Source organism: Methylocella sp. (genome assembly GCA_037200525.1).
Classification (GTDB): Bacteria; Pseudomonadota; Alphaproteobacteria; order Rhizobiales; family Beijerinckiaceae; genus Methylocapsa.
The window spans coordinates 1,866,766-1,881,511 of sequence record JBBCGG010000001.1 but is presented as its reverse complement, the minus strand read 5'-3'; the positions used below and the strand labels follow the sequence as shown (position 1 = coordinate 1,881,511).

The 14,746-nt window shown below is 62.5% G+C and carries 10 protein-coding genes; 3 read left to right on the top strand and 7 right to left on the bottom strand.

All coding sequences use genetic code 11. The features are described from left to right. Positions 1–122: 122 nt before the first annotated feature. Together WDN46_09100 and rsmD are read left to right on the top strand one after the other, a co-directional pair. Entirely contained in the window at positions 123–2,015 is a 1,893-nt protein-coding gene (locus WDN46_09100; GenBank protein MEJ0093578.1) for a pseudouridine synthase, read from the top strand. Between the two features lie 6 nt (positions 2,016–2,021). Then, complete coding sequence (rsmD, locus tag WDN46_09095; GenBank protein ID MEJ0093577.1) at positions 2,022–2,609, top strand: 16S rRNA (guanine(966)-N(2))-methyltransferase RsmD; 588 nt, start codon at positions 2,022–2,024, stop codon at positions 2,607–2,609. Positions 2,610–2,744: 135 nt separating this feature from the next. On the opposite strand, the gene purD is transcribed toward rsmD, so the two are convergent. After that, positions 2,745–4,037 carry a phosphoribosylamine--glycine ligase gene (purD, locus tag WDN46_09090; GenBank protein MEJ0093576.1) on the bottom strand — a complete coding sequence of 431 codons (1,293 nt, stop codon included), beginning with the start codon at positions 4,035–4,037 and terminating at the stop codon, positions 2,745–2,747. Positions 4,038–4,197: 160 nt separating this feature from the next. Between purD and WDN46_09085 the strand changes: the two genes are divergently transcribed. Then, on the top strand, positions 4,198–5,226 hold the full coding sequence (locus tag WDN46_09085; protein MEJ0093575.1) for a lysozyme inhibitor LprI family protein: 1,029 nt from the start codon (positions 4,198–4,200) through the stop codon (positions 5,224–5,226). On the opposite strand, the gene mutL is transcribed toward WDN46_09085, so the two are convergent. The 6 genes from mutL to ileS form a co-directional block, all read right to left on the bottom strand. Beyond that, the gene (gene mutL / locus WDN46_09080) at positions 5,209–7,047 is read right to left on the bottom strand and encodes a DNA mismatch repair endonuclease MutL (GenBank protein ID MEJ0093574.1); all 1,839 of its coding nucleotides are present in this window, start codon (positions 7,045–7,047) and stop codon (positions 5,209–5,211) included. The two genes, WDN46_09085 and mutL, sit on opposite strands and share 18 nt — an antisense overlap. 258 nt (positions 7,048–7,305) lie before the next feature. After that, positions 7,306–8,586, bottom strand: coding sequence for a pitrilysin family protein (locus WDN46_09075; GenBank protein MEJ0093573.1), 1,281 nt, complete (start codon positions 8,584–8,586; stop codon positions 7,306–7,308). A 107-nt stretch (positions 8,587–8,693) separates the two neighbouring features. After that, positions 8,694–10,064, bottom strand: coding sequence for a pitrilysin family protein (locus tag WDN46_09070; GenBank protein MEJ0093572.1), 1,371 nt, complete (start codon positions 10,062–10,064; stop codon positions 8,694–8,696). 183 nt (positions 10,065–10,247) lie between these two features. After that, the gene (locus WDN46_09065; protein MEJ0093571.1) at positions 10,248–10,964 is read right to left on the bottom strand and encodes a hypothetical protein; all 717 of its coding nucleotides are present in this window, start codon (positions 10,962–10,964) and stop codon (positions 10,248–10,250) included. Positions 10,965–11,072: 108 nt separating this feature from the next. After that, complete coding sequence (gene lspA, locus WDN46_09060) at positions 11,073–11,570, bottom strand: signal peptidase II (protein ID MEJ0093570.1); 498 nt, start codon at positions 11,568–11,570, stop codon at positions 11,073–11,075. Beyond that, entirely contained in the window at positions 11,567–14,569 is a 3,003-nt protein-coding gene (ileS, locus tag WDN46_09055) for an isoleucine--tRNA ligase (protein MEJ0093569.1), read from the bottom strand. Before ileS ends, lspA begins: the two co-directional genes overlap by 4 nt. Between the last annotated feature and the right edge of the window lie 177 nt (positions 14,570–14,746).

Below are 14,746 nucleotides of genomic sequence, written 5' to 3'. Positions count from 1 at the left end.
CGCGAAAGCCTGGCCCTCGGCCATCGCGTGGGGATGCCCCTCTCAGGGCGTCCGGCGGAGCGCCCCGATTCCGCGACGGCGAGGCGGCGAAGTCCCGTCTGCCGCGCAAGAAATTGGCTCCCTTGTCCGAACCCGAGCGCAAACCAAAGCGCGAGGCTGTCACTGAGCCGGGCGGCGAGGACGCGTCCGACTCCCTGCAGCGGATCGCCAAGGTCATGGCGAGAGCCGGAGCCTGTTCCCGCCGCGATGCGGAAGCTTGGATCAGCGAGGGGCGCGTCGCGCTCAACGGCGTCGTGCTGACCAGTCCAGCCGTCAACGTCGGCGACGATGACAAGATCACGGTCGACGGCGCGCCGCTCGCCCCCCGCGCGCGCACGCGGTTGTTTATGTTCCATAAACCACGCGGTCTCGTGACCACGGATCATGATCCCGAAGGCAGGGAGACGATTTTTGATTTTCTGCGCCGCAATTGGCCAGAGGGTCCCCGCGTCATCAGCGTCGGCCGCCTCGACATCAACACCGAGGGTCTGTTGCTGCTGACCAATGACGGCGGCCTCGCTCGGGTGCTTGAACTTCCTTCGACTGGCTGGGTGCGGAGATATCGCGTGCGCGCAAAAGGTCAAACCGACCAGAGCGAGCTCGATCGCTTGCGCGACGGCGTCACGGTCGATGGCGTCGACTATGCGGAAATCGATGCGAGGTTCGATCGCGCGCAGGGGGCCAATAGCTGGCTGACCATTGGCCTTCGCGAAGGCAAGAATCGCGAAATCAAGCGCGTGCTCGAACATATCGGTCTTGAGGTCAACCGTCTCATCCGCCTGTCGTTTGGACCGTTCCAGCTCGGCGATCTCGCCGAAGGCGCCGTCGAAGAGGTTCGAACCCGCATGCTGCGCGATCAGCTGGGGCCAACTCTCGCCGAGGCCGCAGAGGTCGATTTTACCAGCCCGACCGGGGGCGAGGCCGAGCCCGCGCAGGCGGCCGAACCTCCGCGTCAGAAGCAGGGCCGCGCAAGAAGCTCCGAGCAAGGAGCGGATCGGCGCGCGACCCCAGCTCGCGCAAAGAGCGCCTATGGGAGCGCGCGCAACGATCGCTCGCGCGAGCCGGCGCCCGAACCGCGGACGCAGGCGCGAAACAAGCCGACGCCGGGTCCGCGCAAACATATTTCGACGCTGCGCGCCGATAGCGTCGAACAGCGCGCGGGCCGCAAAAGGATCGAACGCGGCGAGACCGCCGACCGCAGCGGCCGCACCGTGCCGGTCGAGCGTCTGGTCGTCGCCGATCAGCCGCGAGGCAAAAACCAGGACAAGGCCGCCCCGACGACGCGCAATGGCCGCCGCTTTGAGGCCGAGCGCAAAACGCGCGGCTTCGCCCCGAAGCGGCCCGAGCGCGGAGCGGAGCGAAGTCCATCGCCCTTCCCCGCCCGCAAGGATCGCTCGCAAGAGCCAAGACAAGGGCGCGGAGCGGATATGGCCGAAGGACGGAAACCGCCGCGCTTCGCCTCGGGCGAAACCCGGCCTTCCGCTCGCTATCAAGATCGCGTTCGCAGCGATGAGCAGGCGGAGAGGCCGCGCCGGACTTTTGATGATCGCAGGGAACATTCGCGGGAAGATGCGAAGCGCGAGCCAAGACATGAGCGCTCGCCAAGGGCCGCAAGCGGAGAGAAACCCCATGCCGCCGGACGCGGTCAGAATCGCGCCCATAATGAGGAGCAGGCCAAGAGGCCGCGGCGTCCCTATGATGGCGACAAGGATCGCTCCAGAACGGATGTCCGGGCAAGCCGCGAAAATGCGCCAAAGCGATTTGGCGCGGCAAAGCCGTTTGGGCAAAAATCCTCCGGCGTGCGATCTGGACCTTCAAGCAAGCCGGCGCGAGGCGAGGCGTCGGACGCGCGTCCGCGCGGCGCCGGCGCAGCGGCCGGATTTCGCGGGAAAGACAAGCGTCCGACAGGCAAAGCAGGCGGACCGCCGCGCGGGCCAAGAGGGCTCGGCAAGGGCGGTCCGCGCGACAAGCATTGATGACCAATGCGCATCGTCGGCGGCCGTTTCAAAGGGCGCACGTTAAAGGGTCCCGCCTCGGACGCGATCCGTCCGACGTCGGACCGCCTGCGCGAGAGCCTGTTCAATATCCTCGTTCATGCCTATGACGCGCCGATCGAAGGCGCGCGGGTGATGGATCTTTTCGCGGGGACAGGCGCCCTCGGAATTGAAGCTCTATCGCGCGGCGCCGATTTCGCCCTCCTGGTCGATCAAGGCGCGGAGGCCAATGCCATCATCCGCGCAAATATCGAGGCGCTGGGCGTTGGCCAGTCTGCGCGCCTAATGCGCCGCGACGCCCGCAAGCTCGGGCGCGCGCCGGAGGGCGAGCGATACGACATCGCGTTTCTCGATCCGCCCTATGGCAAGGGTCTCGCCCCGCCTGCGCTCGCCGCGCTGCGGGATGGCGGTTGGCTCGAAAAGGATGCGCTGGTTCTGATTGAGGAAACGGCGCAAGGCGAAGTCGCGCTGCCGCAAGGTTTTGCCTTGCGCGAGACGCGTCGCTTCGGCGATACGCAGATCTTGTTCGTCGACGCGACGGGCTCGGATTCAATCGGGGCGGCGGCGCCTTGTTGATCACATGGATCACGCCGTTGGATTGCATGCGTCGGCGATCGTCGATTATTGTCCGGTTGTTTCGCAGCATGATTCTCCCTGAGAAGCCAAAGCTTTTGTGATCATGCTCTGACGCGCCGGCGTCCTGCCGGCATGTCAGTCTTTACGAGAGCCCTCGGAGAATAGTTTCAAAGCCCGCCAACCAATATCGCGGCGGCAAAATCCACCCGGCCAATCGATGGCGTCGACCGCCGCATAAGCGCGGGCCTGCGCCTCGGCTATGTTCTCGCCGAGCGCCGTCACATTAAGCACTCGGCCACCATCCGCGATGAGGCGCGCTCCGTCGATTTTTGTCCCCGCGTGAGTGATGATCACGAAAGGCATCCCTTCGGCCCGCCCGAGGCCTTTGATTTCGCTGCCCTTGATCGGCGCCTCGGGATAGCCTTTGGCGGCGAGCACGACGCTGAGCGCTGCTTGCCGCGAGAGGCGCGCGGCGCGTTGCGGCAGGCGGCCTTCAACGGCGGCGAGCATCAGCGCCAGCAAGTCCTCATCAAGACGCGGCAGCATGACTTGCGCCTCGGGGTCGCCAAAGCGCACATTATATTCAATGAGCTTTGGGCCATCTTTTCCGATCATCAGCCCGGCGAACAGCACGCCCTTGAACGGCGTCCCCATCGCCGCCATGCCTTTCAAGGTTGGCTCGACGATCTCGCGCATGACCCGGGCGCTCATCGCTTCATCCATGATCGGCGCCGGCGAATACGCGCCCATCCCTCCCGTATTGGGTCCCTGCTCGCCGTCGCCGACGCGCTTATGATCCTGAGCCGAAGCAAAGAGCAGCGCATGTTCGCCATCGCAAAGGGCGAAGAACGATGCCTCTTCCCCATCGAGAAACTCTTCGATGACGATGGTCTCTCCAGCTGCGCCAAAGGCGCCGGAGAACATCGTATCGATCGCGGCCTCAGCCTCAGCGACGCTCATCGCCACGATGACGCCTTTGCCGGACGCCAATCCATCCGCCTTGACGACGATCGGCGCGCCTTTTTCGCGCACATAGGCTTTCGCTGATGCGGCGTCTTCAAACCGCGCATAGGCGGCCGTCGGAATATTAAAGCGAGCGCAAAAATCCTTGGAGAATCCCTTCGATCCCTCGAGCTGCGCCGCCGCTTTGCTCGGCCCAAAGGATTTGATTCCTGAAACGGCGAGATCATCGACAAGCCCGGCGACAAGCGGCGCCTCGGGGCCGACCACAACAAGATCGATTTTCTCCGCCGCGCAAAAATCCGCGATCGCCGAATGATCGGCAAGATCAAGCGCCGCGAGGCGCGCGAGGCCGATCATGCCGGGATTGCCCGGCGCGACGAAAAGCTGATTCAGCTGCGGGCTTTTGACGAGCGCCAGAGCAATGGCGTGTTCGCGCCCGCCCGAACCCAGAAGAAGAACATTCATGCCGCGCCGCAATTCCTTATCCGCGCCAGCGCCGGAATGAGCCGGACGCAGCCTCCTTATCATTTCAAGCGCCGCCAATTTCAAGTTTTGTCAGCGCTGGCCAAGATTTCGGGTCTATTCCACGCTATCTTCATGCGATTCGTCGAGCGAGGCCGCCCCAATGCACATAAGGTTTGAGTTTGCCGCCGCCTTCATAGCAGGCGCGCTCGCCACGTTTCCGGCCGTGGCGCTCGATTGCGCAGCAGCCAAAACAGCCGAAGAGAAAGCAATCTGCGCCGATCCGGCGGCGAGCGCCGCAGATGAGGCCATGACCAAAGCCTATAATGCGCTGGCGCTTTCGTTTTCGCCGACCGAGAAAGCCACGCTTGTGACGTCGCAGAGACGATGGCTGAAACGCCGCGGCTATATTTGCGGGAGCCGAGAGGGAGATGGCGCCATCGCCTCATGCATCGCCAAGGAGGCGCAGGAGAGGCGCGCCTTTCTGCAAGGCGAACCGCAGAGCGGGCCGGGAACGGGGCAAAGGCTCGTTCCCGTGCTGGTCCAGCATGTCGGCAAGCCGAACGAATATGACATCGACGTCAATGCGGTCAAATTCGCAGATCCGAATCTTCCCGGCGAAAAGCTATTCAACGCCAAGGTCGACGATCTTTTGAAGGAGGTTCCCGCCAGCAAGCAAAGCGACATCCAGCGGAACATGGTCTATTCCTACCAACTCGATGTGACGGCGCCATTCGTCTCGCCGAAATTCGCCTCGGCCCACGTCGAACTTTATGATTTTTCCGGCGGCGCGCACGGCAATTCGAGCACGTCGAACTTTGCGATCGACATGGAGACCGGAAAAGAGCTGCATTTTTCAGATCTGTTCGAGCCGGGCGCGCAAGAAAAATTCGTCGCTTCGTGCCTCGATCAAATCAAGCAGCAGAAGCATGAGAAAATACCGGATGCGCCGTTCGACGTCATAAGCGCCGAGGACCAGAAGAAGAAGATCGAAAACAGCGTTAGCGATCTGACGCGATGGACGATCTCGGCAAACGCCGCGGAAGTGACGTTCGACCCCTATGCGCTCGGCGCCTATGTCGAAGGATCTTATCAATGCGATTTCCCGGCGGAGATGCTGCGGCCTTTGTTGAAGTTCGACTATCTGCCGGGCGCGCCTGAAGCGGGGCCAGCCTCACCTGCGGCCAAATAGCCTTTCGACGTCGGAGAGCTTTAATTCGACATAGGTCGGACGGCCGTGATTGCACTGGCCGGAGCCGGGCGTTCGCTCCATTTCGCGGAGCAGCGCATTCATTTCCTCCGTGCGCAGATGACGGCCGGCGCGCACCGAATGATGGCAGGCCATTGTCGCGAGCACATGGTCAAGCCGCTTTTCCAGCGAGGCGACGCTGGAGTCATCCTCGCTGAGCGCGGCGGCGAGATCGCGCACAAGGCGCGTCGCATCGGCGCTTTTGAGCAAAGCCGGCATTTCGCTGACTGCGATCGCTCCAGGCCCGAAAGGCTCGATGACGAGGCCAAATTCGGCGAGCAGCGAGGCCGCGTCCTTGACGCGCTCAACCTCGCTCTGCGCCATTTCGACAATCACCGGGACAAGCAGCGCCTGACGCTCGATGGCTTTATCGGCGCGCGCAGCCTTCAGGCGCTCGTAAACGAGACGTTCATGCGCGGCATGCTGATCGACGATGACGATGCCATCGACAGTCTGCGCGACAATATAGGTTTCGTGAATTTGCGCCCGTGCAGCCCCAAGCGGCGCTTCGCTGTTTTCTCGCGAGGGCGGTTCTTCATGCGCGCGCGCATCGAAGGAGACGCCGCCGGCGAGCGTATCGAACGCCGGCGGCGCTGACTCGGCGAAACCGCTGTGAGACATCGATGGAGCGGCGGGCGATTGACGCCAATCCCAGTTCGCCTGCGGCGGAGCGCGATATGTCGGATAGGAGGCGGAGGCGGAGAAAGGCGCGACGCGACGCGCCAGCGCATCAAGCGTCGCCGCGCCATTGGCGGGGGTAGCGCGGTGCATCGCCGCCTGCAAAGTCTGTTTCAACGCGCCGATGATGAGGCCGCGGACGAGGCCGCCATCGCGAAACCGCACTTCGGCTTTGGCCGGATGGACATTAACGTCAACCTGATGCGGGTCGCAGGTCAGAAACAGCGCCAGCGCCGGATGACGGCCGGAAGGCACAAAATCCATATAAGCGGCGCGGACCGCGCCAACCAGAAGCTTGTCGCGCACGGGGCGCCCATTGACGAAGAGATATTGCGCGGAGGCGTTGGCGCGATGCCAGGTCGGCAGTCCGGCGAAGCCTTCGAGCCCGAAACCTTCGCGCTCGGCTTCGACCTGCAGCGCATTGGGGCGAAACTCGGGGCCGACAATGGCCGACAGGCGCGTCAACAGGCCATCCTCCCCATTGCCGCAAGCCGCAAGGTCGAAGCCTGCGGCATCCGCGCCGGCAAAGCTGAAGCGCACGCCCGGATGGGCCATGGCCAGCCTCTCGACGACATCGGCGGCGGCGCGCGCCTCGGCGCGATCGCTTTTCAGAAATTTGAGCCGCGCCGGCGTCGCCGCGAAGAGATCGCGCACTTCTATGCGCGTGCCTTGCGGCTGGGCGGCCGGCGCGACGGGCCTCTTCAGCCCCTGATCCACGCGAATTCTGGCGCCTTCTCGCGCGCCCGCCGGCCGCGAAAAAATCTCGAGCGTGGCGATCGAGCCAATCGAAGGCAGCGCTTCGCCGCGAAAGCCCAAGGTCGCGATGGCCGAGAGATCGCCATCGGGAAGTTTCGATGTCGCATGGCGCTCGACGGCGAGATCGAGATCTTCCGCCGACATGCCGGAGCCATTATCGATGACGCGGATCAATTTCCGGCCGCCCGCCTCGATCGCGATATCGATGCGCGTCGCCCCGGCGTCGAGCGCATTTTCGACCAGCTCCTTCAAAGCGGAAGCCGGCCGCTCGACAACCTCGCCGGCCGCAATGCGATCGACAAGCACAGGATCAAGACGGCGAATCGGCATGGCGCTCTTGCTTTCACTACCCCTCATCTCGAGCAGGCTTTGAGGCGGCCGTCTCGAGGCATGAGTGACTATTCTGCTGCGGGATACGCACCTAGCGATGAATTGTGGAGTACAGCGCGCAGCTTGCGTCAATCGCCAAACCGCACAACTCACTTGTTTCGTCGCAGAGTCTAACCCGCGCCAGCCGGAATTAGGTTGCGCGCCAGCGAGAGCGCTCGCGGATCTGCGGAGGAGATTTCGCGCCCGAAGGCGTCCGCCTCACATCCCTTCCGGACGGCCGGCGACCGCGACCAGCAGCTTGGCGTCCCCGAACACGCGCTTGGCGGCGCGTTTGGCGTCCTCCAAGGTCACCGCCGCGATCAATCTATTGCGCTCGTCAAGATAGTCGACGCCGAATCCTTCGAGTTGCAGATGGGCGAGCTGGCTCGCGATCTTCGTCGAGGTGTCAAAGCGCAGCGCATAAGAGCCGATCAGATAGTTCTTGGCCTTGCTCAGCTCCTCCTCGGTCGGCCCGAGGTTTGCGAGGCTCGCGATTTCGGCCTCGATCACCCCCATCGATTCGGCGGCGCGTTCGTTTTTGGTCGAGGTGCCTCCCATCAGCACGGCGGCGTGATCGTAAGTCACGAGCTGCGAATAGACCGAATAGGCAAGGCCCCGTTTCTCCCGCACTTCGCGGAAGAGTCGTGCCGAGAACACCCCGCCGCCGAGAATATGATTGACGACGGTTCCCGCGATGAAATCGGGGTCCTTGCGCGGTAGCCCCTGCCGCCCGAAACGGATCGTCGATTGCGGCACGTCGATGTCGACGACAAAGCGCTCTCCCTCGCCGGAAAACGCAACATCGGCGACTACAGCGAGACTGGATTTTTCGGGCAGAGCGCCGAATGCGTCATCAAGATGCTGCGCGAGCGTCGCGGCGTCGATGGCGCCGACGACGGCGATCCTCAGCGCATCGCGCGCGAAGACGGCTCTGCGCATCTCGATGAGATCGGCTCTCGTCAATGCGGGCAGGCTCGAAAGATCGCCGCGCACGGGCCGGCCATAGGGGTGATCCGGGAATGACTTGGCGCGAAAGGTGCGGCTCGCGACGTAATCTGGTTCGTTCGCCTCGCGCTTGAGGCTTGCCACGATCTGGCTCACCACCCGCTCGAACGGCTCGGCGTCGAGCCGCGCCTCCTGCACCGCGAACCGGAGCAGGGAGAACGCCCGGGCGGTATTGCGCGACAGCGTCTGCAGCCGGCCGCTCAAAACATCGCGATCGGCGGAAAAAGACAGTTCGATTGCGTCTTCATCGAGCGCCCGATGAAAACCCTCGGAATCATAGGACCCGGCCCCTTCGTCGAGCAGACCGGCGAGGAGGGTCGCAACCCCCGGCTTGCCGACAGGGTCCTGCGAGGCACCGCCCTTGAAAGCGAATTCGACGGCGACGAGAGGCACCGCGTAATCCTCGACGAGCCAGGCCTCGATGCCGCCTTTCGTGAGGACTTTTTGCACGGACGCGGCGCGGGATAGGCTTTCTGTGCTTGCAAGTGCGGTCATTTTTTTCGCATCCAAAAGGCCGCGTCGCGGAAATCTCCGTGACGGAATAAAACGCTAGCTTTCAATCGACGCATCATCGATGCGAGAAGTCAGGGACTTTTCGGAAATCATGCGGTCGTCTCGACAATCTCGCTCTCGCCGTTCGCGGCGGGCAGAAGGAAGCCGGTCACGCTGCGTCTTTTGTCGAGCCAGAGCGCCGCCTTCTTCACATCCTCAAGGGTCACCGCCTCGATTCGCGCCGGCCACTCCGCAACATCCGCGAGTTTCAACCCCGTGGCGAGCGAGGCGCCATACCAACGCGCCAAGGTCGCCTGATTATCCTGCGCATAAATCGCATCGGCGACGAGCCGCGTTTTGGCCCGCAGAAAATCAGCTTCATCGACGCCATTGGCGACGACGCCGGCGATGACCGCGTCGATCGCGGCGTCGAGACGCTCAAGCGAGACGCCAGGGGCCGGCACCGCAAAGACATAAAAGCGCGTGTCATCGACCGCCGTGCCTTGATAATGCGCGCCCGCCGCAACTGCGATTTTGTCGTTCATGACGAGAGACTTGAACAACAGGCTCGTCTGTCCTCCGCCCAAAAGATGGCCGAGCACGTCGAGGGCCTCGCCCTCGCCCGGAGCGGCGGTGCGATAGGACGGCACAAGGAAGACGCTCTGATGCGAGGGCTGCTCGACCTTCTCGTCCGCCAGCGTCACCAAGCGATGCGCACGAGGCTGCGGTTCGCGCGGACGCACCCTCTTCGGCGGCTCGCCGCGCGCTGCTATCGGGCCGTAGGTCTTTTGCGCCAAAGCTATGACATCGGTCGCCTCGACATCGCCGGCAACGACCAGGATCGCGTTTTCAGGCGTATAGAAGCGATCATAATAGGCGAGCGCGTCCGCCCGATCGAGGCCCTCGATCTCGTGGCTCCAGCCGATGATCGGTTTGCCGTAAGGATGCTGCGTGTAGAGCGCCGCCTGAACAGCCTCATTCAATAAATCCGAGGGGTCGGAATCGGTGCGCATCCGCCGCTCTTCGAGAACGACATCGCGTTCGGGGGCTACAATCTCGTCCGTCAAGACCAGATTCTTCATCCGGTCGGCCTCATATTCCATGCAGACGGCGAGGTGATCCTTGGCGGCGCGCTGGAAATAAGCGGTGTAATCGTTCGAGGTGAAGGCATTCTCCTGGCCGCCGAAATCGGCGACCAGTTCGGAGAATTGTCCTTGCGGGTGCGTTTTGGTGCCCTTGAACATCAAATGCTCAAGAAAATGCGCGATGCCGGACTTGCCCAATGGATCATCGGCCGACCCGTTGCGATACCATACCATATGGGTCACCACCGGAGCGCGATGGTCGGGGATCACGACTATGTCGAGGCCATTGTCCAGTTTGGCTTCGGTGATGGCTGGACCGCCCGGCTTGGCGGGCGCGAGTGCGGAAGGGGTCAGGGATGCGGCGATAGGCGCCGCCACGGGTTGACCAAAAGACATCCAATCCACCGCTTTCCATAAGGATTCGTCCGAATACAGGACAGAACGTAGAAAGGGTGCGAGTTTTTCGCAAGGTCAAGCCGAGGTTTTGGCGCGTCGCGCTCCGCCTGCACGGCTTCCCGCGCGAGCGCGGCTGCTCCCGCCGCGCTCACGGTAAAATTAATTATCGGCTGATGTTTTATGCTACTGCGACCGCACAGAGGCTCCCGCATCCGCGGCGGCAGGCTGTTCCTTAGGCGGATCTATTTTAGGCGGATCTATTTTCGCGGTGGTTGCGGCCGTTGGCTTCCGATACCCGCCCGGCGGCTCGGTCAAATAAGTGCGGCGCGGCTCCTCGGTCGGCAAAGGCGCGTCGGCCTCCTTCTTGCCGACGAAAGGAATCCCATCGACCGCCTTTTGGAACATTTTCACAGGCGCAGAAAGACAAATCGGGGTCCCAACGCCGCCTTGACAATCGTCGGGGGTCTCGGATGGAAGATCGGTGCGGCTGCTGGCCTGCAACTCCGCCGGAGAAAGTTCGGCGCGAGCTTGCGGCGTCAACTGCGGCGCGGGGGTCAGTTTGGCGGCGGCGGCGTGGCGGCGTTCGGAGGCGTCCGGGTCATTCGGCCACGACGCGTCATGCGTCACTTCTTTCGGCTTTGGAAGTTCAAGATGCGGCGGTACGACAATCGGCGCCCTGGCGCGATAATCGATCTGGTCCTTGTCCTTGTCGAATTGCACGCCGACGAAGCCGAGGACCGAATTCAGCGGATTGCCGTCTTCCTGCGAGGCCTGAGCCCTCGCCGGCGAAGCGCCGATCATGCCGGAAATAAGCAAGACCGCGAGGAAATGGAAAGCGCCAACGGCCATAATTGCGTTGCGGGCGCGGAGCTTAACCCAGTCGAAGATCATCACGTTCATCCTCAAACCATCCTCTGTGCGCCGCCGCAGGGCGGACGCGGCATTCCGTCGAACGCCATTCTTAGGCGCGTTAAGGGCATTTTAGCGGCAAAGGTGGAAAAAAAGTCTTTATTGTCCACGAACGCTGCCCCGCTCGGCCTTCCCGCTCAAAAAGACGGAATCGTAAAGCAGCAGCCCGACACCGGCGACAATCGCGACATCGGCCAGATTGAAGACATACCAGGAGAATGAGCCGACGTGGAAATGATAAAAATCAGCGACAAAGCCATATGACATGCGGTCATAGGCATTGCCGAGCGCGCCCCCGACGATAAGGCCGAGAGCCATGGCGACGAACCTCGTTCTCGCGCGCCATAGCCAGACGCCAAGGAAAATCGTCGCAGCGAGGGTTATAGCCAACAAGCCGAACCGCTCCAGACCGCTTTGCGCCCTGAAAAGCGAATAGGAAATGCCGGGGTTCTTAGCGTAAATCACATCGAAAAAGGGCGTCAGCGCGACCGGCTGCCGCGCTTCGATGCCATAATTGAAAATCAGCCAAAGCTTGTTCGCCTGATCCGCGGCAAGCGTGATGACCGCGGCAAGGGCGCCGATAGCGCGCGGCGTCACTGCCACAGGCCTAAAGCTTTCAGTTCGCGCAAGGCGTTTGCGTCGCGCGGCGTAACGTCGGGAAACTCAGGATCGCTGCCAACCAGCGTCGAAATCTTCCACGACCGCGCGCATTTTCGTCCCTCCGCAAGGCGCGGGACCACGGCGACGCCTGGAACATCGTCGAGCCGGAACGCCTCCGCCGGTCCCTCGCCCGCGCGGATCGCGATGTCCGATGTTATGCAGATTTCGGCGAAATCGACGTCATCGAGCAGCGCGCGCAAAGGTTCATCGGCGATGAAGACTTCCGGCGCCGCCTCGAGCGAAGAGCCGATCCCCTTCTGCGCCCGCTCGATCTCTAGCGCACCCGTGACGACGGCGCGGATGCGGCGGATTTTCTCCCATTTGGCGGCCAGCTCGCCATCCCGCCAGCAAGCCGAAACCTTGGGAAAGCTTTCAAGATGAACCGAGATAGCGCCCGGATAATGCGACAGCCAAGCTTCCTCGGAGGTGAAGACCAGGATTGGCGAAAGCCAGAGCGTGACGCAACGGAAAATCCATTCGATCGCCTCCAGCGCGGCGCGGCGTTTCTCGCTCGATGGCGGCTCGCAATAGAGCGTATCCTTGCGGATATCGAAATAGAACGCCGAAAGATCCGTGTTGAGGAAGCCGGATAGGCGCGCGACGATGCGCTTATAGTCGAAGTCCGCGTAGGCTTGCTCGATTTCGACATGCAATTCCGCGAGGCGATGAAGCATCAGCTTCTCGAGTTCGCCCATGCCCAAGTGCCCGACGTTCTGGTTCGGATCGTAATGGGCGAGCGAACCCAGCATCCAACGGATCGTATTGCGCAGCTTCCGGTAGGTTTCGACGAAGGTTTTCAGAATTTCGGGGCCGATGCGCAGATCATCGGAATAATCCGAAGCGGCGACCCAAAGGCGGAGAATATCGGCGCCGGCGTCCTTGATGATGGTCTGCGGCGCGGTGACGTTGCCGAGGGATTTCGACATTTTCTGGCCCTTCTCGTCGAGAACGAAGCCATGAGTCAGAACGAGGTCGAAGGGCGCCCGGCCGCGCGTGCCGCAGGATTCGAGCAGCGAGGAATGGAACCAGCCGCGATGCTGATCCGAGCCTTCAAGATACATGATCTCGTCATTGCCGCCGTCCCGTTTGCGATGGATGCCGGAAAGGCCCGGGAAACGCTTGGAATCATCCAGCGTGAAGGCGTGGGTCGAGCCTGAATCGAACCAGACATCCAGAACGTCGTCGACTTTTTCGTAATTTTCCGGCTGGTAGTCCGGCCCCAGAAAGCGCGCCGCGGCGCCCTCCATAAACCAGGCGTCGGCGCCCTCCAGCTCAAAGGCGTCGGCGATGCGCTGGTTGACCCTGGCGTCCTTGAGGATCTGCCCGCTGTCCTTGTCGACGAAGATGGCGATCGGCACGCCCCAGGCGCGCTGGCGCGAGACCACCCAATCGGGCCGGTTGGCGATCATGCCGGTGATGCGGTTTTCCCCCGTCGCCGGATGCCATTTGGTAACAGCGATCTCGCGCAGGGCGATCTCGCGTAGGCTGGCGTTGCCCGCCCCGCCCTGCCGAATCGGCTTGTCGAGCGCGATGAACCATTGCGGCGTGTTGCGGAAGATGAGGGGCTTTTTCGAGCGCCAGGAATGCGGATATTGGTGTTTCAGCCTTCCGCGCGCGACGAGATTGCCGGCCTCGATCAGCGCCTTGATGACCGCCTCATTGGCGTCGCCTTTGTTGCCTTTGTCGTCGATGACGCGGCGGCCTTCGAAACCAGGGGCGTCTTTCGTCAGGAAACCATCGGCGTCGACGGTATAAGGAATGCGCGTCTCGATTCCGCGCGCCGCAAGTTCGCGGCCATGCGCCATCCAGATGTCGAAGTCATCGCGGCCATGTCCGGGGGCGGTATGGACGAAGCCCGTGCCGGTGTCGGCGGTGACATGATCGCCATTGAAAAGCGGAATATCGAATTCATAACCAGCGACGACTCCCGCTAATGGATGGCGCGCGGTGATTCCGCGCAATTCTTCCGCAGGCGCTTCCCGAAGCCGCTCGAACGCCTCCGCCCTGGCGGCCTTGAAGACGCTCTCGGCGAGGGCGTCGGCCAACAGATAGGTCGCGCCGACCTTGGCCCAATTATCCTCCGGGGCGGCGGTTACGCGATAGAGGCCATAGGCGATCTTTGACGAATAGCTGATCGCGCGATTTGCCGGGATGGTCCAAGGCGTCGTCGTCCAGATGACGATGCGGGCGGCCGCCAGTTTGTCATCGTCCGAGACCACCGGAAACGCCACATAAACCGTGTCGCTGACGTGGTCTTCGTATTCGACCTCCGCCTCAGCGAGCGCGGTCTTTTCGACGACGCTCCACATCACCGGTTTCGAGCCGCGATAGAGCGTCCCGTTCTCGGCGAATTTCATGATCTCGCGGGCGATCTGGGCTTCGGCGGGATAGGTCATCGTCAGATAAGGATGATCCCAATCGCCGCCGACGCCGAGGCGCTTGAATTCCTCGCGCTGGATATCGACCCAATGCGCGGCAAAGGCGCGGCACTCGCGGCGAAACTCGACGACCGGCACCTCGTCCTTGTTCCGACCCTTGGCACGATAATTTTCCTCGATCTTCCATTCGATCGGCAGGCCGTGGCAATCCCAGCCCGGCACATAATTCGAGTCTTTCCCGAGCATCTGCTGCGAGCGGGTGACGAGATCCTTCAAAATCTTGTTCAGCGCATGGCCGATGTGAATATTGCCATTGGCGTAGGGCGGACCATCATGCAGAATGAACTTTGGCCTGCCCCGCGCCGCGCCGCGCAGGAGGTCGTAGAGCCCGATCTCGCGCCAATAGGCAAGCAGCTCCGGCTCCTTCTTCGGCAACCCCCCGCGCATCGGAAACTCCGTCTGCGGCAGATAAAGGCTTTTGGAATAGTCGGGGCGATGGCCCTCTTCGCCCGCGGGCGGCTTTTGCGCCGCATCAGCCTTCGATTTCTGGTCTTGCATGATTGGATTGGCCTGTTCGATCGTGGCGCGGCTCTGCCGCGAAAATGGGCGAAACATCCCGGCTCTGGCGCCAGAACCATTGCTCAGGCGCGAGCCGGGCCCATAATTCGAAGCGGGCGAAGTTGAGAGATCGGCGACATGCAGGCGTTCTAGCAACGAAATTGCTGCGGATAAAGG

Bases quoted from the DNA above. Each gene is read 5' to 3' on its own strand.
- rsmD (MEJ0093577.1), top strand. From the start codon at position 2,022: ATGCGCATCGTCGGCGGCCGTTTCAAAGGGCGCACGTTAAAGGGTCCC.
- purD (MEJ0093576.1), bottom strand. From the start codon at position 4,037: ATGAATGTTCTTCTTCTGGGTTCGGGCGGGCGCGAACACGCCATTGCT.
- WDN46_09085 (MEJ0093575.1), top strand. From the start codon at position 4,198: ATGCACATAAGGTTTGAGTTTGCCGCCGCCTTCATAGCAGGCGCGCTC.
- mutL (MEJ0093574.1), bottom strand. From the start codon at position 7,047: ATGCCGATTCGCCGTCTTGATCCTGTGCTTGTCGATCGCATTGCGGCC.
- WDN46_09075 (MEJ0093573.1), bottom strand. From the start codon at position 8,586: ATGACCGCACTTGCAAGCACAGAAAGCCTATCCCGCGCCGCGTCCGTG.
- WDN46_09070 (MEJ0093572.1), bottom strand. From the start codon at position 10,064: ATGTCTTTTGGTCAACCCGTGGCGGCGCCTATCGCCGCATCCCTGACC.
- WDN46_09065 (MEJ0093571.1), bottom strand. From the start codon at position 10,964: ATGAACGTGATGATCTTCGACTGGGTTAAGCTCCGCGCCCGCAACGCA.
- ileS (MEJ0093569.1), bottom strand. From the start codon at position 14,569: ATGCAAGACCAGAAATCGAAGGCTGATGCGGCGCAAAAGCCGCCCGCG.